16 protein-coding genes, 1 tRNA gene and 1 pseudogene are annotated in these 18,493 nt (G+C 63.3%); 10 read left to right on the top strand and 8 right to left on the bottom strand.

Annotation, left to right across the window (positions count from 1 at the left end):
* The first annotated feature begins 10 nt into the window (after positions 1–10).
* The 9 genes and pseudogenes from ACLEJP_RS07170 to ACLEJP_RS07130 all read left to right on the top strand — a co-directional run bounded on the left by ACLEJP_RS07170 (position 11) and on the right by ACLEJP_RS07130 (position 11,544).
* Positions 11–3,781 (top strand): nitrate reductase subunit alpha, encoded by a 3,771-nt coding sequence (locus ACLEJP_RS07170; protein WP_440805121.1) that lies wholly within the window; start codon positions 11–13, stop codon positions 3,779–3,781.
* A 10-nt stretch (positions 3,782–3,791) separates the two neighbouring features.
* Positions 3,792–5,330: a nitrate reductase subunit beta gene (gene narH, locus ACLEJP_RS07165; protein WP_440805120.1), complete on the top strand. Its 1,539-nt coding sequence runs from the start codon at positions 3,792–3,794 to the stop codon at positions 5,328–5,330.
* Positions 5,331–5,332: 2 nt separating this feature from the next.
* On the top strand, positions 5,333–6,085 hold the full coding sequence (gene narJ, locus ACLEJP_RS07160) for a nitrate reductase molybdenum cofactor assembly chaperone (protein ID WP_440805118.1): 753 nt from the start codon (positions 5,333–5,335) through the stop codon (positions 6,083–6,085).
* Positions 6,078–6,773, top strand: a complete 696-nt coding sequence (narI, locus tag ACLEJP_RS07155; protein WP_440805117.1) for a respiratory nitrate reductase subunit gamma — start codon at positions 6,078–6,080, stop codon at positions 6,771–6,773. Before narJ ends, narI begins: the two co-directional genes overlap by 8 nt.
* A 15-nt stretch (positions 6,774–6,788) precedes the next feature.
* The gene (locus ACLEJP_RS07150; protein ID WP_440805116.1) at positions 6,789–7,604 is read left to right on the top strand and encodes a peptidylprolyl isomerase; all 816 of its coding nucleotides are present in this window, start codon (positions 6,789–6,791) and stop codon (positions 7,602–7,604) included.
* Positions 7,605–7,726: 122 nt separating this feature from the next.
* Positions 7,727–8,713 carry a GTP 3',8-cyclase MoaA gene (gene moaA, locus ACLEJP_RS07145; protein ID WP_440805291.1) on the top strand — a complete coding sequence of 329 codons (987 nt, stop codon included), beginning with the start codon at positions 7,727–7,729 and terminating at the stop codon, positions 8,711–8,713.
* A 130-nt stretch (positions 8,714–8,843) separates the two neighbouring features.
* Positions 8,844–10,556 (top strand): annotated as a pseudogene (locus ACLEJP_RS07140) (ribonucleoside triphosphate reductase); the annotation flags it as partial.
* Complete coding sequence (gene nrdD, locus ACLEJP_RS07135) at positions 10,531–10,680, top strand: anaerobic ribonucleoside-triphosphate reductase (RefSeq protein ID WP_440805115.1); 150 nt, start codon at positions 10,531–10,533, stop codon at positions 10,678–10,680. The pseudogene ACLEJP_RS07140 and the gene nrdD, both read left to right, overlap by 26 nt.
* A gap of 129 nt (positions 10,681–10,809) precedes the next feature.
* Positions 10,810–11,544, top strand: coding sequence for an anaerobic ribonucleoside-triphosphate reductase activating protein (locus tag ACLEJP_RS07130; RefSeq protein ID WP_440805114.1), 735 nt, complete (start codon positions 10,810–10,812; stop codon positions 11,542–11,544).
* A 106-nt stretch (positions 11,545–11,650) separates the two neighbouring features.
* On the opposite strand, the gene ACLEJP_RS07125 is transcribed toward ACLEJP_RS07130, so the two are convergent.
* From ACLEJP_RS07125 to ACLEJP_RS07115, 3 genes are all read right to left on the bottom strand, one after another.
* Positions 11,651–11,986 (bottom strand): Abi family protein, encoded by a 336-nt coding sequence (locus ACLEJP_RS07125; RefSeq protein ID WP_440805112.1) that lies wholly within the window; start codon positions 11,984–11,986, stop codon positions 11,651–11,653.
* Between the two features lie 202 nt (positions 11,987–12,188).
* Positions 12,189–12,264: transfer RNA gene (locus ACLEJP_RS07120), tRNA-Thr, on the bottom strand.
* Positions 12,265–12,362: 98 nt separating this feature from the next.
* The gene (locus tag ACLEJP_RS07115) at positions 12,363–12,611 is read right to left on the bottom strand and encodes a hypothetical protein (RefSeq protein WP_440805111.1); all 249 of its coding nucleotides are present in this window, start codon (positions 12,609–12,611) and stop codon (positions 12,363–12,365) included.
* A gap of 518 nt (positions 12,612–13,129) precedes the next feature.
* Here ACLEJP_RS07115 and ACLEJP_RS07110 point away from each other — a divergent pair.
* Positions 13,130–13,405, top strand: coding sequence for a DUF3077 domain-containing protein (locus ACLEJP_RS07110; protein ID WP_440805109.1), 276 nt, complete (start codon positions 13,130–13,132; stop codon positions 13,403–13,405).
* Positions 13,406–13,773: 368 nt separating this feature from the next.
* On the opposite strand, the gene ACLEJP_RS07105 is transcribed toward ACLEJP_RS07110, so the two are convergent.
* From ACLEJP_RS07105 to ACLEJP_RS07085, 5 genes are all read right to left on the bottom strand, one after another.
* Positions 13,774–14,979 carry a methyltransferase gene (locus ACLEJP_RS07105; protein WP_440805107.1) on the bottom strand — a complete coding sequence of 402 codons (1,206 nt, stop codon included), beginning with the start codon at positions 14,977–14,979 and terminating at the stop codon, positions 13,774–13,776.
* A gap of 128 nt (positions 14,980–15,107) precedes the next feature.
* Positions 15,108–15,797 (bottom strand): ABC transporter permease, encoded by a 690-nt coding sequence (locus ACLEJP_RS07100; RefSeq protein WP_440805105.1) that lies wholly within the window; start codon positions 15,795–15,797, stop codon positions 15,108–15,110.
* Positions 15,797–16,489 carry an ABC transporter permease gene (locus ACLEJP_RS07095; protein ID WP_170027846.1) on the bottom strand — a complete coding sequence of 231 codons (693 nt, stop codon included), beginning with the start codon at positions 16,487–16,489 and terminating at the stop codon, positions 15,797–15,799. The genes ACLEJP_RS07100 and ACLEJP_RS07095 overlap by 1 nt, the downstream gene beginning before the upstream one ends.
* Positions 16,490–16,543: 54 nt before the next feature.
* Positions 16,544–17,299 (bottom strand): ABC transporter substrate-binding protein, encoded by a 756-nt coding sequence (locus ACLEJP_RS07090; protein WP_440805104.1) that lies wholly within the window; start codon positions 17,297–17,299, stop codon positions 16,544–16,546.
* 11 nt (positions 17,300–17,310) lie between these two features.
* Positions 17,311–18,084, bottom strand: a complete 774-nt coding sequence (locus ACLEJP_RS07085; RefSeq protein WP_225780039.1) for an ABC transporter ATP-binding protein — start codon at positions 18,082–18,084, stop codon at positions 17,311–17,313.
* Between the last annotated feature and the right edge of the window lie 409 nt (positions 18,085–18,493).

Genomic DNA, 18,493 nt, shown 5'->3' with positions numbered 1-18,493 from the left:
GGAATTGAACATGAGTCACCTTCTCGACCAGTTGCGCTTCTTCAAGCGCAAACAAGGTGAGTTTGCCAACGGCCACGGTGAAACCCGCAAGGAATCCCGTGACTGGGAAAACGTCTACCGGTCGCGCTGGCAGTACGACAAGATCGTGCGCTCCACCCACGGGGTGAACTGCACCGGGTCGTGTTCCTGGAAAATCTACGTGAAGAACGGCCTGATCACCTGGGAAACCCAGCAGACCGACTACCCGCGTACGCGCAACGACCTGCCCAACCACGAACCACGCGGTTGCCCACGGGGCGCCAGTTACAGCTGGTACATCTACAGCGCCAACCGCCTGAAGTACCCCAAGGTGCGCAAGCCGCTGCTCAAGCTATGGCGTGAGGCCCGGCGTAGCCTGGCACCGGTCGAAGCCTGGGCCAGCATCGTCAACGACCCGGTCAAGGCCGAGGCGTACAAGAGCCAGCGTGGCATGGGTGGTTTCGTGCGTTCGAGCTGGGACGAGGTCAATGAGATCATCGCTGCCGCCAACGTGCACACCGTCAAGCAGCACGGCCCGGACCGCGTGGTGGGGTTCTCGCCGATCCCGGCCATGTCGATGGTCAGCTACGCCGCCGGTGCCCGCTACCTGTCGCTGATCGGCGGGGTGTGCCTTTCGTTCTACGACTGGTACTGCGACCTGCCGCCGGCCTCGCCACAAGTGTGGGGCGAACAGACCGACGTGCCGGAGTCGGCCGACTGGTACAACGCCAACTACATCATCGCCTGGGGTTCCAACGTCCCGCAAACCCGCACCCCTGATGCGCACTTCTTCACCGAAGTACGCTACAAGGGCACCAAGACCGTGGCCATCACTCCGGACTATGCCGAGGTGGCCAAGCTCACCGACCTGTGGCTGAACCCCAAGCAGGGCACCGACGCCGCCTTGGCCCAGGCCTTCGCCCACGTGATCTTCAAGGAGTTCCACCTCGACACGCCGAGCGCCTACTTCCGCGACTACGCCAAACAGTACACCGACCTGCCGATGCTGGTGCTGCTGGAGGAACGCGCCGATGGCTACAGCGCCGACCGCTTCCTGCGTGCCTCGGACCTGGCCGACAACCTTGGCCAGGCCAACAACCCCGAATGGAAAACCATCGCCGTCGACGACATCAGCGCTGGCCTGGTTTCGCCACAGGGCGCCATCGGCTACCGCTGGGGCGAAAAAGGCAAGTGGAACATCGAAGCACGCGAGGGTGGCGAAGGCCGCCCTACCGATTTGCGCCTGAGCCTGCTTGACGAGGGTGAAGCAGTGGAGGTGGCCTTCCCTTATTTTGGTGGCCAGTACCACGAGCACTTCACGGCCGCCCCTGGCGACGATATCCAGCTGCGCCGTGTGCCGGTACGCAGCCTGACCCTGGCCGACGGCCGTCAGGCCAAGGTGGCCACGGTATTCGACCTGATGGCCGCCAACCTCGCTATCGACCGTGGCCTGGGCGGCAATAATGTGGCCAGTGACTACGACGACGCCAGCGTGCCCGGCACCCCGGCCTGGCAGGAGCGGATCACCGGCGTCTCGCGCGAAAAGGCGATCCAGGTGGCCCGCGAATTCGCCGACAACGCCGACAAGACCCATGGCCGCAGCATGATCATCGTCGGCGCGGCGATGAACCACTGGTACCACATGGACATGAACTACCGTGGGCTGATCAACATGCTCATGCTCTGCGGTTGCGTCGGCCAGACCGGCGGTGGCTGGGCCCACTATGTCGGCCAGGAAAAACTGCGCCCGCAGTGCGGCTGGCTGCCGCTGGCCTTCGGCCTGGACTGGAGCCGCCCGCCACGGCAGATGAACGGCACCAGCTTCTTCTACAACCACAGCTCGCAGTGGCGCCACGAGAAGATGAGCATTCACGAAGTGCTCTCGCCGCTGGCAGACAAGGCACAGTTCCCCGAGCACATGCTCGACTACAACATCCGCGCCGAACGCGCCGGCTGGCTGCCCAGCGCGCCACAGCTCAACCGCAACCCGCTGCAGGTCACCCGTGACGCCGCCGCTGCGGGCATGCCGACCAAGGACTACGTGCTCAAGTCGCTGCAGGATGGCTCGCTGCGCTTTGCCTGCGAGCAGCCGGACAACCCGGCCAACTTCCCGCGCAACATGTTCATCTGGCGTTCCAACCTGCTGGGCAGTTCGGGCAAGGGCCACGAGTACATGCTCAAGTACCTGCTAGGCACGCGCAACGGCGTGATGAACGAAGACCTCGGCAAGCGCGGCGGCTTCAAGCCGAGCGAGGCCGAGTGGGTGGAAGAGGGCGCCATCGGCAAGCTCGACCTGGTCACCACCCTCGATTTCCGCATGTCGTCGACCTGCATGTATTCCGACATCGTCCTGCCGACCGCGACCTGGTACGAAAAGGACGACATGAACACCTCGGACATGCACCCGTTTATCCACCCGCTGTCGGCAGCCATCGACCCGGCCTGGGAAGCGCGTTCGGACTGGGAGATCTACAAGGGTATCGCCAAGGCCTTCTCGGCCATGAGCGAAGGCCAGTTGGGCGTGGAACAGGACCTGGTTACCGTACCGCTGCTGCACGACAGCCCTGGCGAGCTGGCCCAGCCGTTCGGCGGCAGCGACTGGAAAACCGCCGGCGTGGCCCCGGTACCAGGCCTGAACTGCCCGAACATGACCGTGGTCGAGCGTGATTACCCGGCCACCTACAAGAAGTTCACCTCGCTCGGCCCGCTGCTCGACAAACTGGGCAACGGCGGCAAGGGCATCAACTGGAACACCGATCACGAAGTGGAGTTCCTCGGCGAGCTGAACCACACCGTCCGCGACGAAGGCGTGAGCCAGGGCCGGCCGAAGATCGAATCGGCCATCGATGCAGCCGAGGTGATCCTCAGTCTGGCCCCGGAAACCAACGGCCACGTGGCGGTCAAGGCCTGGGCTGCGCTGTCCGAGTTCACCGGCCGCGACCACAGCCACCTGGCGACACCCAAGGAGCACGAGGCGATTCGCTTCCGCGATATCCAGGCGCAGCCGCGCAAGATCATCTCCAGCCCGACCTGGTCGGGCCTGGAAGACGAGCACGTGAGCTACAACGCCGGCTACACCAACGTCCACGAATACATCCCGTGGCGCACCATCACCGGCCGCCAGCAGTTCTATCAGGACCACCCGTGGATGCAGGCCTTCGGTGAACAGCTGCAGAGCTATCGCCCGCCGATCAACACCCGCACCGTGGATTACGTGAAGGGCAAGAAGCCCAATGGCAACCCCGAGATTGCCTTGAACTGGATTACCCCGCACCAGAAGTGGGGCATCCACAGCACCTACAGCGACAACCTGATCATGCTCACCCTGAGCCGTGGCGGGCCGATCGTGTGGATGTCCGAGGTCGACGCGAAAAAGGTCGGCATCGAGGACAACGACTGGATCGAGTGCTTCAACGCCAACGGTGCGCTCACCGCCCGCGCAGTGGTCAGCCAGCGGGTCAAGGAAGGCATGGTGATGATGTATCACGCTCAGGAGCGCATCGTGAATGTGCCCGGGGCCGAGAGCACCAAGACCCGTGGTGGCCACCACAACTCGGTGACCCGCGTGGTGCTCAAGCCCACCCACATGATCGGTGGCTACGCCCAGCAGGCCTATGGCTTCAACTACTACGGCACGGTCGGCTGCAACCGCGACGAATTCGTGGTGGTGCGCAAGATGAGCAAGGTCGACTGGCTGGATGACACCGATGTCGGCGGCCTGGGCGGCGATGCCCTGCCACAGCCACTGCCCAAGGATATTTGAGGAGATAGCCATGAAGATTCGTTCGCAAGTCGGCATGGTCCTGAACCTGGACAAGTGCATCGGCTGCCATACCTGCTCGATCACCTGCAAGAACGTCTGGACCAGCCGCGAAGGCATGGAATACGCCTGGTTCAACAACGTCGAGAGCAAGCCTGGCATCGGCTATCCCAAGGAATGGGAAAACCAGGACAAATGGAAAGGCGGCTGGGTACGCAACCGCGACGGCTCGATCAATCCACGCATCGGCGGCAAGTTCCGGGTGTTGGCGAACATCTTCGCCAACCCCGACCTGCCGGGCATCGACGACTACTACGAGCCGTTCGACTTCGACTACCAGCACCTGCACAGCGCACCGCAGGCCAAGCACCAACCGGTGGCGCGGCCACGTTCGCTGATCTCCGGGCAGCGCATGGAGAAGATCGAATGGGGCCCGAACTGGGAAGAAATCCTCGGTACCGAGTTTGCCAAGCGGCGCAAGGACAAGAACTTTGACCAGGTGCAGGCGGATATTTACGGTGAGTACGAAAACACCTTCATGATGTACCTGCCGCGCCTGTGCGAGCACTGCCTGAACCCGGCGTGCGCGGCCTCGTGCCCGAGCGGCGCGATCTACAAGCGCGAAGAGGACGGCATCGTCCTCATCGACCAGGAAAAGTGCCGCGGCTGGCGCATGTGCATCAGCGGCTGCCCGTACAAGAAGATCTACTTCAACTGGAAGAGCGGCAAGTCCGAGAAGTGCATCTTCTGCTACCCACGCATCGAAGCCGGCATGCCGACCGTGTGCTCGGAAACCTGCGTGGGCCGCATCCGCTACCTGGGTGTGCTGCTGTATGACGCCGACCGCATCCATGAAGTGGCCAGCACGCCGGGCGAACAGGACCTGTACCGCATGCAGTTGGAGATTTTCCTCGACCCCAACGACCCCAAGGTCATCGAGCAGGCATTGAAAGATGGCGTGCCGATGTCGGTGATCACGGCTGCGCAGCAATCGCCGGTATACAAGCTGGCGGTGGACTGGCAGCTGGCGTTGCCGCTGCATCCCGAATACCGCACCTTGCCGATGGTCTGGTACGTGCCGCCACTGTCGCCGATCCAGAACGCCGCCGCTGCCGGCAGCGTGAGCATGGACGGCGCGCTGCCGGACGTCGACAGCCTGCGCATTCCGCTGCGCTACCTGGCCAACCTGCTGACCGCCGGCGACGAAGAACCGGTGCGCCTGGCCCTCAAGCGCCTGCTGGCGATGCGCGCCTACAAGCGCGCCGAGCAAGTGGACGGCGTGCGTGACCTGCAAGTGCTGGAGTCGGTCGGCCTGACCCAGGCCCAGTGCGAAGACATGTACCGCTACCTGGCTATTGCCAACTACGAAGACCGCTACGTGGTGCCGTCGGCGCACCGCGAAGAGGTCATGAGCGACGCGTTCGCCGAACGCTCCGGCTGCGGCTTCAGCTTCGGCAGTGGTTGTGGCGGCAGTTCCGACAGCAACATGTTCGGGGCGAAGAAGGCCAACCGCCGTGATGTGCTCAAGACCGTTCAGCTGTGGGAGAAATGAGCATGCGCATTCTCAAGGTGATTGCCCTGCTGCTCGACTACCCCGACGAGGCGTTGATCCAGGGCTACCAAGAACTGGCAACGGCCATCGACGCCGCCCGCGAAATCAGCCCGGCGCAGCGTGCCGCGCTGCGCGGCCTGCTCGACGAACTGGCTGGCGACGACTTCATGGAGGTGCAGGCGCGCTATGACGGCTTGTTCGAGCGTGGCCGTGCCGTGTCGCTGTTGCTGTTCGAGCATGTGCATGGCGAGTCGCGCGATCGTGGCCAGGCCATGGTCGACCTGATGGCCCAATACGAAGAGGCCGGCTTCGCCATCGGTGTGCGCGAGCTGCCCGACTACATCCCGCTGTACCTGGAATACCTCTCCACCTGCGACGACCTCAGCGCCCGCGAGGGCCTGGCTGACGTGGCCCACCTGCTGGCGTTGCTGGCCGCACGCCTGGAGGAACGCGACAGCCGTTACGCCGCTTGCCTGCGTGCGTTGTTGCAGATTGCCGGGGTGAACCCGCAGGCGGTGATGGAAGCTGCCCGCGAGCGGGTGGTGGAAGAGCCGCGCGACGACTCGCTGGAGGCCATGGACAAGGTCTGGGAGGAGGAGGCCGTGGACTTCCTCAAGGCCGAGCAGCAAGAGCGTTGCCCGAGCCAGCCACGGGCGCCGGGCAAGGCGCGTGAAGAGGTGCCAGTGCCATTGCACTGGGTCGATTTCAAGCAAGGCGGGTCGGAGGCTCCGGCCCGGGAGGTAAACAATGCCTAACGTCAACCTGCTGGTGTTCGGGGTCTACCCGTATATTGCCCTTGCCGTCTGCCTGATCGGCAGCTGGGCGCGCTTCGACCTGTCACAGTACAGCTGGAAGGCCGGCTCCAGCCAGCTGTTCAGCCAGACCCCGGCCGACCAGCGCTACATGCGCGTGGCCAGCAACCTGTTCCACGTCGGCGTGCTGTTCATCCTCGCCGGCCACTTCGTTGGCCTGCTGACGCCAGAGGCGGTGTATCACCGCTTCATCAGCACGGCCGACAAGCAGCTGCTGGCAATGGTATCGGGCGGCGTCTTCGGCATCCTGTGCTTCTTCGGCCTGATCATGTTGCTACACCGCCGCGTGTTCAACCCACGGGTGCGGGCCAGTTCCAGCTTCTCCGACATCATGATCCTGATAGTGCTGCTGGCGCAGTTGTCGCTCGGGCTGATGACCATCGTCGCCTCCACCCAGCACCTGGATGGCTCGGTGATGGTGATGCTGGCCGACTGGGCGCAATACACCGTGACCCTACAGCCGCAGCTGGCCGCACAGGCGATCGCCCCAGTGGGCCTGGTGTACAAGCTGCATGTGGCACTGGGCCTGACCCTGTTCGTGCTGTTCCCGTTCACCCGCCTGGTGCACTTTGTCAGTGCCCCGGTGTGGTACCTGGGCCGGCGCTACCAGATCGTGCGGCAAAAAGGCTGAGGAGGGGATACAACCATGCAAGCTTCAGCATTGATTGCCAGCAGCGAACAACAGTGGCCGCGCATTACCGTCAACGGCGTGGCCATTGCCGGCGACGCCATTGCCCGGGAATTGCAGTATCACCCGGCGCAGGACCGCCAAGAAGCGATCTTCCTCGCCAGCCAGGCGCTGGTGGTGCGGGAGCTGCTGTTGCAGCGCATCGCCGAACTGGGCCTGGAGGCCGAGTGCACCGACGGCGAGAGCGAGGAAGAGGCGCTGACACGGCTGCTGATCGAGCGGGAGCTGCCGCTGCCGAGCGCCGACGAGGCGATCTGCCGGCACTACTTCGACAGCAACCGCGAACGCTATGCCAGCGCGCCGCTGCTGGCCGTACGGCACATCCTGCTGGCCTGCGCGCCGGAGGATGCCGAGGGGCGCAGCCAGGCCAGGGCGCAGGGGGCGGCACTGCTCGCCCAGCTGGGCGAGGATGGCTCGCGCTTTGCCGAACTGGCCCTGGCCCACTCCGGCTGCCCATCCAGGGAGCAGGGCGGCGCGCTGGGGCAGATCAGCCAGGGGCAGACCGTGCCGGAGTTCGAGCGGCAGTTGCTGCGCTTGCCATTGGGCTTGGCCAAGCAGCCGCTGGAAAGCCGTTATGGGGTGCACCTGGTGTGGGTCGACCAGCGCATCGAAGGGCGTGCGCTGCCATTCGAGGTAGTGCGCGAAGCGATTCGTGCCGAGCTGGACCAGCGGGTGTGGCAGGTGGCGGTGGGGCAGTACTTGGGGAGCCTGATTGGCCAGGCTGACATTCGTGGGATCTTGCTCGATGGGGCGGCTAGCCCGTTGGTTCAGTAACACCTTCAAGGGCATCTTCGCGGGCATGCCCGCTCCCACAGGCATCGCACAAGATTCAAAGCCAGTGCAGTACCTGTGGGAGCGGGCGTGCCCGCGAATGGGCCATAAGGAATACCCATATGATCACCCAACTGCTCGACGGCTGCGGCCGCAAGATCGACTACCTGCGGATCTCGGTCACCGACCGCTGCGACTTCCGCTGCATCTATTGCATGGCCGAAACCATGAAGTTCCTGCCCCGCCAGCAAGTGCTGACACTGGAGGAAATCGAGCGCACGGCCCGCCTGTTCGTCAGCCAGGGTGTGCGCAAGATCCGCCTTACCGGCGGGGAGCCGCTGGTGCGGCCCGGCATCGTCGGCCTGTGCCAGCGCATCGCCGCCATGCCTGGCCTGCGCGAGCTGGTCATGACTACCAATGGCTCGCAACTGCCCAAGCTTGCCCAGCCGCTGGCCGACGCCGGCGTGAAGCGCCTGAACATCAGCCTCGACACCCTCGACCCGCGGCGCTTTCGCAGCATCACTCGCAGCGGCGAGCTCGGCCGCGTGCTGCGCGGTATCGACGCCGCCTGCAAGGCGGGTTTCGCCGCCATCAAGCTCAACACCGTGGCCCTGCATGGTCGCAATTCCGACGAAGTGCCGGCCCTGGTCGATTTCGCTATCACCCATGGCCTGGACATCAGCTTCATTGAAGAAATGCCCCTGGGTGACGTCGGCCGCTCACGCCCGGAAAGCTACTGCTCCAGCGCCTGGGTACGGGAACGCATTGCCGAACGCCACACGCTGGTCGACAGCGCCGAGCAAAGCGGCGGCCCGGCCCGTTATGTGCGGGTCAGCGGCAACCCCGGTACCCGCATCGGCTTCATCTCACCCATCAGCCAGCACTTCTGCGACACCTGCAACCGCGTGCGCCTGACCGCCGAGGGGCGCCTGCTGCTGTGCCTGGGCCATGAACACTCGCTGGACCTGCGCGGCCTGCTGCGGCGCTACCCCGGTGACGATGCGCCAGTGCTTGAAGCCATCCACCAGGCGTTGCAACGCAAGCCTGCCCGGCACGTGTTCGACCATGACGATGTGCAAGTGCTGCGGTTCATGAATGTCAGCGGCGGCTGAAACACTTGATATAGGTCATCTTTAAATCAACAGCACAACATGTAGTGTTCTTGTTCTTTTTGATGACTAGATGTTGTGTTCTGGAGGTTGGATGAACAGCGAGCAAGGGGCGCCGCGCGGGCGGCGGTCGATCGACGTGGCGGGGGCCATGAACGAGTACCTGTCACGCCAGGACTGGCGCGTGCAGGCCAACGCCAACCAGGGCTACTCGCTGGGCGGCCTGGTGCTTAACGTAGCCGGCAAGGTCACCGCCAACTACTGGCTCGACGAAATCTACCGAAGCGAAATCGGCGAAGCGCACCGCGAAGGCGACCTGCACCTGCACGACCTCGACATGCTCGCCGGCTACTGCGCCGGCTGGTCGCTGCGCAGCCTGTTGCACGAAGGCTTCAACGGCGTGCCTGGGCGGGTCGAGGCCGGCCCGCCCAAACACCTGACCAGCGCCCTCGGGCAGATGGTCAACTTCCTCGGTACCCTGCAAAACGAATGGGCCGGCGCCCAGGCCTTCAGCTCGTTCGACACCTACCTTGCGCCCTTCGTGCGCAATGACCGGCTGGGTTATCCCCAGGTGCGTCAGGCGCTGCAGGAATTCATCTACAACCTCAACGTGCCCTCGCGCTGGGGCAGCCAGACGCCGTTTACCAACCTGACCTTCGACTGGGTCTGCCCCGCCGACTTGCGCGAGCAGATCCCGGTCATCGCCGGCGAGGAAATGCCCTTCGCCTACGGCGACCTGCAAGCCGAGATGGACCTGCTGAACCGCGCCTACATCGAAGTGATGATGGCCGGCGACGCCAGGGGCCGGGTGTTCACCTTCCCGATCCCGACCTACAACATTACCCACGACTTCCCCTGGGACAGCGACAACGCCCGGCGCCTGTTCGAATTGACCGCCCGCTACGGCCTGCCGTATTTCCAGAACTTCCTCAATTCCGACATGCAGCCCAACCAGGTGCGCTCCATGTGTTGTCGCCTGCAACTGGACGTGCGCGAGTTGCTCAAGCGCGGCAATGGCCTGTTCGGCTCAGCCGAGCAGACCGGCTCACTCGGAGTGGTAACGCTGAACTGTGCCCGTCTCGGCTACCTGTACCCAGGCGACTCAGCCGGCTTTTACGCCCGCCTGGACACCCTGCTGGAACTAGCGTTCGAAAGCCTGGAGCGCAAGCGCGAAGTGATCCAGCGCTACATGGACAACGGCCTGTTCCCCTACACCCGGCGCTACCTGGGTACCCTGCGCAACCACTTCTCCACCATCGGCGTGAACGGCCTTCACGAGATGCTGCGCAACTACACCGGCGACCGCGACGGCCTGCACACCGAGGCCGGCCGCGCCTTCGCCCTGGCCCTGCTCGACCACGTACGCGCCCGCCTGGTGGAGTTCCAGCAACGCAGCGGCCACCTCTACAACCTCGAAGCCACCCCCGCCGAAGGCACCACCTACCGCTTTGCCCGCGAAGACCGCAAACGCTTCCCGGGCATTCTCCAGGCGGGCACGCCCGAGGCGCCGTATTACACCAACTCCTCGCAGCTGCCGGTCGGCCTTACCGACGACCCGTTCGAAGCGCTGGAGCTGCAGGATGCCCTGCAATGCAAATACACCGGCGGCACGGTGCTGCACCTGTACATGGCCGAGCGCATCTCCTCTGCCCAGGCCTGCAAGCAACTGGTGCGCACCGCCCTCAGCCGCTTCCGGCTGCCCTACCTGACCGTGACACCCACTTTTTCGATCTGCCCGGTGCACGGTTACCTGGCGGGCGAACACGAGTTCTGCCCGCGTTGTGATGAAGCGCTGTTGAACGCTGAAAAGGAGCGAAAGCATGAATGCAAACCAGCCATTGCCTGAAGAAAAACGCCAGCGCTGCGAGGTGTGGACCCGCGTGATGGGTTACCACCGCCCCGTGGCCGCCTTCAACCCTGGCAAACAATCCGAACACCACGAACGCCAGCACTTCCGCGAGCAACGCTGACGCATCAAGCCTGACTGCTCCCACAGACCAGCTACATCCTCGAGTTCTATGCAATACCTGTGGGAGCCCGGCTTGCCGGCGATGAGGCCAGCCCAGGCAACCACGACTTCTCCTTACCCAGGAGCAACCATGCCAACCCCCAACCCCAACCCCAACCCCAACTGCCAGGCCAGCGCCCTGCGCATCGGCGGCCTGCAACCCCTGACCACCCTCGACTACCCCGACCACCTCGCCTGCGTGGTGTTCTGCCAAGGCTGCGCCTGGCAATGCCGCTACTGCCACAACCCCGAACTGATCCCCCGCACCCGCGACCCCGGCCTGCCCTGGCGCGATGTCCTCGACCTGCTCGACCGTCGCCAGGGCCTGCTGCAGGCCGTGGTTTTCAGCGGCGGCGAAGCCACCCTGCAACCCGCCCTGCCTGCTGCCATGCGCGCCGTGCGCGAACGCGGCTTGAAGGTAGGGCTGCACACCGCCGGCATTCGCCCAGGCTCGCTGAACCGGGTGTTGCCGTATTGCGACTGGGTGGGGATGGACGTGAAGGCCCTGGAAGAAGACTGCCAACTGATCACCGGCGTGCGCGGCAGCGGCCGGGCGAACTGGGCGAGCCTGGAATTGTTGCTGGCCAGTGGGGTGGACCATGAGTGCCGTACCACGGTGCATTGGGGGTTGCTCGATTGCCAGCAGGTACAGCGGTTGGGGGAGCGCTTGGCAGGGGCTGGGGTGCGCAGGTTCGTGGTGCAGCTCGCGCGGGCGGGGAGGATGCTGGATGCTGGGTTGGGCGAGCTGGGGAGGCCGGCTGAGGTGGAGGGGGTTTGGCGGTATTTGGGGCAGTTGTTCGAGGGGTTTGAGGTAAGGGAGGGGTGAAGAGGCTAATTCTTGTTCGGCTGTTGCCAGAACGAATCATCACGCCAGTCATCAGGAAATCCCATCGCGCGCAAATTGATCTCTGGAAAGTCCGCCAACAGTTCGTCTAGCCGGTTTTCCAGGTTGCTTCAGGGCTGACCTGGCGAACCAGTAGGCTGAGAATGCATAAGACAGTCGATGTTCTTACATGCTGCTCAGACCGCTGCAGATACTGGGGCCAAGAAATACTGGCTGTCTTGGGTCGCTCAGGACGGATGCCCAATTCAGGATTCCATAAGCGGTCGTGATGCGCACAGATGTTGCGGATGGTGGTCAGTGTATGTAGCCAGGATTGTAGCAACGGGCCTGGTAGCCCGAAGAGGCGGGCAATGGCCTTTCTGTCGGCATCCCGCCCCAACCCTTGAAACAGGTGCGAGAGATCGCCAAGGGTAAGCTCTTCCATGGCTGTCCAGGCTGGCATCAGGTCTGGCTGTAGTGGTCTACTAATCCCGAACACCTCTCTGTGGCGAGCATTCTCGCCTAAATGGGTGTCCGGGATGAGTTGACCACTACAATCCGACGGAACGCCAAAACGAAAAAACCCGCCAAAAGGCGGGTTTTTCGGGGGTTCCAGAGATTTTGAAAGCTTTCTATGGAACCTTGAATGGTGCCGGCACCAGGAATCGAACCCGGGACCTACTGATTACAAGTCAGTTGCTCTACCATCTGAGCTATACCGGCAGTGGGGCGTCATTATAACGATCGGTTGGCGCCTGTAAACCACTTCCTTGCGATTGTTCGCAAATGACCTAAGTTACCGGTCTGAAAGAAGAATTTTCCTACCAGCCGCGGTGGATGGTGGTGACGCTTGGCTCGGTTTTGCCCGGGTTGAAGAACAGCTTGTCGTTGTCGCAGCCACGCTTGCGGCACGGGCTTTCGGTGCGCAGGGGCAGGCCGTTGTCGCCGCCCAGCTGCATGCCGGGGTGGTTCCAGTCCAGGCTGTTGCGGGGTTGGGGCGGGGTGCTGCTGGCGCAGGCGGTCAGGGCCAGGGTGAGGCACAGCAGGGCGAGGGGCTTGGTCTGGGTCACGATGGTCGGGTCCGTTAGTCCATTGTCGGTTCTGGCGCAACGCCAGAAGGTCGCGGGGCTGGCGGGCAGCGCGCGACGTCACTTTTTAATGATTTGGGGGGCGGATGATACACCGTTACGGTGGTTCAGCATTAGCCTTGTGTGGCCTGGCAGGGCCTTATCGCGGGTGAACCCGCTCCTGCAGGTAGCGCGCCGCTGTGAAGATAGGGGTCAGACAATTCTGAACTTGGGGGCAAATGCTTCAAGGTTTGGGGGCTTCGGACCTATCCTACGCGCGCCGCTGAAGTATCGCTGTTGTCGGGGAAATGGCTCACGGATACCGTTTTCGGGTCGCTCTGGCGACCGGGTGTGAGAACCCGACTCGAATAAGCGCTACCCATTTATGGTGGCCGTACGCGGGCAGACTTCGGTCTGGCCGGGCTTCCTTATTCGACCGGTTTCTCACCCCGCGTACGGCTGCCACCCAAATCCGTGAGAAAGATTTATGGCAGTGTCTTCCCCGAGTAAGGATCTATGCCATGAAGAAAAATATCATCGAACCCATCACCACCGCCGGCGTGGAAACCTTCCTCGCAGCCGGTAACCCGTCCCTCAACCTGCTACGCGTCGAGCCCGGCGTCCCGGCCGATGCTGTCTACGAGCACGTCTCGATCCTGATGGGCTACATCAAGCACCTGGTGCGCGAGGGGGATATGGAGGATGACCATAAATTCCTGGGGGCGGCCGACTATTTGTGCGACATGGCCAAGGCGCTGATGAACGATATCGAGATTGCCAGGAACAAGGCGCACTGAATCCTGACGCGGACGGGTGTGTGTAGGAGCGGCCTTGTGTCGCGATGGGCTGCGAAGCAGCCCCCAGCACTCTCTGTAATTAGGCAAAAAGCGGGGCCGCTTTGCGGCCCATCGCGACACAAGGCCGCTCCCACAGGAATTGCATTGGCAGCTGTGGTCGACAACCACAACAAATGTTTATGCACAAGTGGCATTGACGCCTTGCGCGAAATGCATGCCGGATCAGTATTCCGCCGGTCTTTGCGCAAACGCCTGTTTTTACTGGGCTTGAAGTACTAGGCGGAATAAGCCAAACGCTTGAAATAGCGCTCGGATCCAACAGCTAATCAAAAGCTTGTGCACAGAGTTATCCACAGGTTGTACTGCGGCTAACGGTCGCGTTCCGCGAGGACCAGCAGGTTGCGCGGGGTTAGTGGGTAGTCGCAGAACAGGCCCAGCTGCACGTTATAGTCGTGTTCTTCCAGAAACAGGGCGCGATCCAGTACCAGCCACAGCTCCAGCGGCCGACGGAACAGGTTGCGCACGCGCTCCAGGTTACGGACCTCGGCCAGGCGTTGCCAGCCGGCTGCTTCCAAGGCCGCCCAGTCCGGGTTGCCAGTCAGTTGCAGTTGCTTGAGCGCGGCCAGGTCGCGGCAGTATTGCTCGAAGGGCTTTTCCAGCCAGGCCACAGGCAACGAAGGCGTCGGCAAGTATTCGGCGCTCTGGCGCTGCTGGCGTTGCAGCAGGTCGAAGCCCAGGCGCCGGGCCATCGAGGTGTCGCGCTGGCGCCGCACGCGGGCGCCGGCGGTGACGGTTTCGCTCAGCGGCAGGCCCAGGTCATCCAGCGACAGCTGCAGGCTGGACGCTTGCGCGGCTGTGGATAACGCCTGGTACTGCTGCGCCGCAATGCGGTTGTAGCAGCAAGGGGCTACGGCCAGTTGCCGGCAGCCTTGCTGGCTGGCCAGCTGCATCAGGCGTACATGCAAGTCGCCACAGGCGTGCAGGGCGACCACGGTTTTGTCGTCCACCAGGTGACGGGCGCTGTCGTCGGCCATCACATCCTGGTGCAGGTGCAGCGCTGGCAGGTGATGGTGCGCGCTCAGCGCCTGGCCGGCAGCGACCAGGTCGGCATCGTATTCCAGGCAGGTCAGCTGTTGGCCAGGTTGCAGCAGGCGGCGGCCGAGGTGGCCTTTGCCGGCGCACCAGTCCAGCCAGTGGCGGGGCTGCGCGCGGAAGCTCAGGTGGCTGGCGAAGGCTTCGATCTGCTGCCATTTGCGACCGGGGACGGCAACGTCGAGGCGGTGGGCGGCAGGGGGCAGTCCCGTGGCCGGGAGGTTGCCAAGGGTTGCGAGCTGTTGGGCTTGGCTGGCCAATTGCGGGAATGGGGCGGGCAAGGCCGAGGCGGTGCTTTCGCTTTCGGCGTCCGCCAGGGAGCATTGGCGCAGGTGGGCGGCAAGTTCTGGATGCGCGGTTTCCCACTCCAGTTGCAGGGTGGTGAAGGGGCGGGGTTTCCACAGCTGCTGGTGCTCGATCAGGAACTGGTCGAGGGCCTGGAAGCGGGTGCTTAGGTGGTGGCTGTGGAGGTGGCTGGGCATGGCAAGGATGTGTGGTGGTTTTGAGGGCCTCTTCGCGGGCACGCCCGCTCCCACAGGTATAGCGCCACATTCAAGGCTGGCGCTACACCTGTGGGAGCGGGCGTGCCCGCGAAGCAGTCAGTGAGGTATCAGCGGCCCTGGCAGGCATCCACACGCAGCCAGCGCTCCAGCAACTTGAAGCCCTGCACCAGCACGAACGAGATCAGCAGGTAGAACACCCCGGCGGCAAAGAAGATCTCTACCGGCAGGTAGGTGCGGGCAATGATGGTGCGGGCCATGCCGGTCAGTTCCAGCAGGGTCACGGTACTGGCCAGGGCGCTGGCCTTGAGCATCAGGATCACTTCGTTGCTGTACGCCGGCAGGCCGATGCGCGCGGCGCGCGGCAGCATGATGTAGAACAGCGTCTTGCCACGCGACATGCCCAGCGCCCGTGCCGCCTCGATCTCCCCCTTGGGGATCGACTGCAGCGCGCCGCGCAGGATCTCGGCAATATAGGCGGCGGTGTGCAGGGTCATGGTCAGCACCGTGCACCAGAACGGATCGCGCAGGTAAGGCCACAGCGAACTTGAACGCACCATGTCGAATTGCGCCAGGCCGTAGTAGACCAGGAACAGCTGCACCAGCAGCGGCGTACCGCGGAAGAAGAAGATGTAGCTGAACGGCACGGCGCGCACGTACCAGTGGCGCGAGGAGCGGGCGATGCCCAGCGGGATGGCCAGGATCAGCCCGGCCACCACGGCGATGGCGACCAGCTCCAGGGTCAGGGTGGCACCCTGGGCCAGGCGCGGCAGCCATTTGATGATCACTTCCCAATTCATTACACGGCCCTCGCAAAGCCGCGAGCGGCGCGTTTTTCCATGAAGTGCATGCCGGTCATGGCGATGATGGTCAGGCTCAGGTAGATGCAGGCCGCGACCATGTAGAAGGTGAACGGCTCCTTGGTCACGGTCACGCCGATTTGCGCGTGGCGCATGATTTCTTCCAGGCCGATCACCGACACCAGGGCGGTGTCCTTCATCAGGATCATGAACAGGTTGCCGAGGCCGGGCAGGGCGATACGCCACATCTGCGGCAGGATGATCCGCGACAGGATGCGGCCCTTGGACAGGCCCAACGCCAGGCCGGCTTCGCGGTGGCCCTTGGGGATCGCCAGGATGGCGCCACGGAACACTTCGGTGGCGTAGGCGCCGAAGCACAGGCCCAGGGCAATCACGCCCGCCGCGAAGGCGCTGAGTTCCAGGCCCGGCATGTTCAGGGCTTCACCGAGGGCATTCATCAAGCCGACGGTGCCGAAATAGATAAGCAGGACCCACAGCAGTTCGGGCACGCCGCGCACCAGGGTCGAATAGAAGCCGCCAAGCCATTGCAAAGGCTTGACCGAGGAAGTCTTGGCCAGGGCGCCGAGCAGGCCCAAAACCAGGCCCAGCAGCAAGGCGCAAAGCGCCAGTTTTACGGTCATCAGGGTGCCGGCCATCATGGCCGGACCGAATCCGTGCAGGTCGATATTCATGGGCAGGTCATTCTAGGGACTGGCGCGCCGCAAGGGCGCGCCAGTCTGGGCGGGTCATTCGATGCTGAACGGGAAGTACTTGTCGTTGATCTTCTTGTACGTACCGTCGGCCTTGATTTCTGCCAGGGCTTTGTTCAGGTCGTTGCGCAGCTTGTCGTCGCCCTTGCGCACGGCAATGCCGATCTTGTCGCTGTCCATCACCGGCTCGCCCTTGAACTCGAAGTTCGAGCCGTCCTTGCTCTTCAGCCACTCGTACTGCACGTACTTGTCGGCCAGGATGCCGTCGATGCGGCCGGAGACCAGGTCGAGGTAGGCGTTTTCCTGGGTGTCGTACAGCTTGATCTCTACGTCATCGCCGTAGTTGTCTTCCAGCCAGGTGCCGGCCAGGGTGGCGCGCTGGGTGCCGATCACCTTGCCCTTGAGCGAGGCCTTGTCGGTCTTGAAGTCGACGTTCTTCGGCGCGATGAACTGCAGCTTGTTGGAGTAGTACGGGTCGGTGAAGTCCACTGCCTGCTTGCGCTCGTCAGTGATCGACAGCGACGACACCAGGAAGTCGAACTTCTTGGCATTCAGCGCCGGGATGATGCCGTCCCAGTCCGAGGTGACGACCGAGCATTCGACTTTCATCTTGGCGCACAGGGCGTCGCCGATGTCCTTGTCGAAGCCGACCACGTTACCGCTGGCATCCTTGTTGTTGAACGGTGGGTAGGCGGCTTCGATACCCATGCGCAGTTTTTCTGCGGCCATGGCGTTGGCCGAGATCACCAGCGTGGCAGCAGCTGCCAGGAGAAACTTCTTGTAAGTGTGCATGTATTGCTCCGTTAACGGTGGCTGGACATGAATTGCTTGCAACGCGCCGAGGTCGGGTTCTCGAACACCTGCTGCGGCGATCCCTGCTCTTCGACCAGGCCCTGGTGCAGGAAGACGACTTCACTGGACACATGCCGGGCAAAGCTCATCTCGTGCGTGACCAGCAGCATGGTACGGCCTTCTTCGGCCAATGCGCGGATAACGTTTAGCACTTCCTGGACCATTTCCGGGTCGAGTGCCGAAGTTGGCTCGTCGAACAGGATGACCTTGGGCTTCATGGCCAGGGTACGGGCAATGGCGGCACGCTGTTGCTGGCCACCGGAAAGCTGGGCGGGGTAGCTGTGGCGCTTGTCGTAGATGCCGACCTTGTTCAGCAGCGCTTCGCCGGCTTCGATGGCCTCGGCCTTGCTCTGGCCAAGTACGCGGCGTGGCGCCTCGATGATGTTGTCGAGGATCGACATGTGCGGCCACAGGTTGAAGTTCTGGAAGACGAAGCCGATTTCGCTGCGCAGGCGGTTGATCTGGCGGTTGTCGGCGGCGACCAGGTCGCCGTTCTTGGCGGCCTTGAGCTTGAGCGCTTCACCGGCGACGAGGATTTCGCCCTGGTGCGGGTTCTCGAGCAGGTTGATGCAGCGCAGCAGGGTGGACTTGCCGGAGCCGGACGACCCCAGGATGGAGATCACGTCACCGTCGCGTGCGGTCAGCGAAATGCCCTTGAGAATTTCCTGCTCGCCGTAGCGTTTGTGCAGGTTGCGGATTTCCAGCGCGGGCGTGGCCTGAGCCATGTGCGTTCCTCATTGTGTTCGGGTGCGTTCCCAGCTGTTGGCGGCCTTCCTGGCGAGCGCCAAGCTAGCATAGCGGTATCGCGGCGGCCAACAGGGGCGCCAGGTGCTCGGGGCGCTGGTGGGGCAGTTTGTCGCATCGCTGCAGCGCAACGTCGCGCCGATGTCCGCGAAGGTCTCGCCCAGCACCAGAGCCTTGATGAAAAAAGGCGCGATGGTGCCAGCTTTGGCCGGCTCATGGAAGCGGTTTTAGACCATTCGCGAGTAGATCCGGGCTGACAAGGTAGCAGAGCCCATGAAAACGGGTTCACCGGCAAAGGCCTTTTACATGGGATAGGGTTGTACCCATGGGTTGCACTTTTGTGCGTTGCATCGGTGCAAAGGTGTTACCGAGGAGCACCTTTTGTGCGTT

This window comes from Pseudomonas sp. SMV7 (assembly GCF_052041995.1).
Taxonomy (GTDB): domain Bacteria; phylum Pseudomonadota; class Gammaproteobacteria; order Pseudomonadales; family Pseudomonadaceae; genus Aquipseudomonas.
The sequence above is the reverse complement of the archived record's forward strand: the minus strand, read 5'-3'. Positions and strand labels throughout refer to the sequence as shown.

Coding starts and splice junctions, on each gene's coding strand:
- ACLEJP_RS07110 (WP_440805109.1), top strand. CDS start 13,130: ATGAAGAAAAATATCATCGAACCCATCACCACCGCCGGCGTGGAAACC.
- narI (WP_440805117.1), top strand. CDS start 6,078: ATGCCTAACGTCAACCTGCTGGTGTTCGGGGTCTACCCGTATATTGCC.
- ACLEJP_RS07105 (WP_440805107.1), bottom strand. CDS start 14,979: ATGCCCAGCCACCTCCACAGCCACCACCTAAGCACCCGCTTCCAGGCC.
- narH (WP_440805120.1), top strand. CDS start 3,792: ATGAAGATTCGTTCGCAAGTCGGCATGGTCCTGAACCTGGACAAGTGC.
- nrdD (WP_440805115.1), top strand. CDS start 10,531: ATGAATGCAAACCAGCCATTGCCTGAAGAAAAACGCCAGCGCTGCGAG.
- ACLEJP_RS07170 (WP_440805121.1), top strand. CDS start 11: ATGAGTCACCTTCTCGACCAGTTGCGCTTCTTCAAGCGCAAACAAGGT.
- ACLEJP_RS07100 (WP_440805105.1), bottom strand. CDS start 15,797: ATGAATTGGGAAGTGATCATCAAATGGCTGCCGCGCCTGGCCCAGGGT.
- ACLEJP_RS07085 (WP_225780039.1), bottom strand. CDS start 18,084: ATGGCTCAGGCCACGCCCGCGCTGGAAATCCGCAACCTGCACAAACGC.
- narJ (WP_440805118.1), top strand. CDS start 5,333: ATGCGCATTCTCAAGGTGATTGCCCTGCTGCTCGACTACCCCGACGAG.
- ACLEJP_RS07095 (WP_170027846.1), bottom strand. CDS start 16,489: ATGAATATCGACCTGCACGGATTCGGTCCGGCCATGATGGCCGGCACC.
- ACLEJP_RS07150 (WP_440805116.1), top strand. CDS start 6,789: ATGCAAGCTTCAGCATTGATTGCCAGCAGCGAACAACAGTGGCCGCGC.
- ACLEJP_RS07130 (WP_440805114.1), top strand. CDS start 10,810: ATGCCAACCCCCAACCCCAACCCCAACCCCAACTGCCAGGCCAGCGCC.
- ACLEJP_RS07125 (WP_440805112.1), bottom strand. CDS start 11,986: ATGGAAGAGCTTACCCTTGGCGATCTCTCGCACCTGTTTCAAGGGTTG.
- ACLEJP_RS07090 (WP_440805104.1), bottom strand. CDS start 17,299: ATGCACACTTACAAGAAGTTTCTCCTGGCAGCTGCTGCCACGCTGGTG.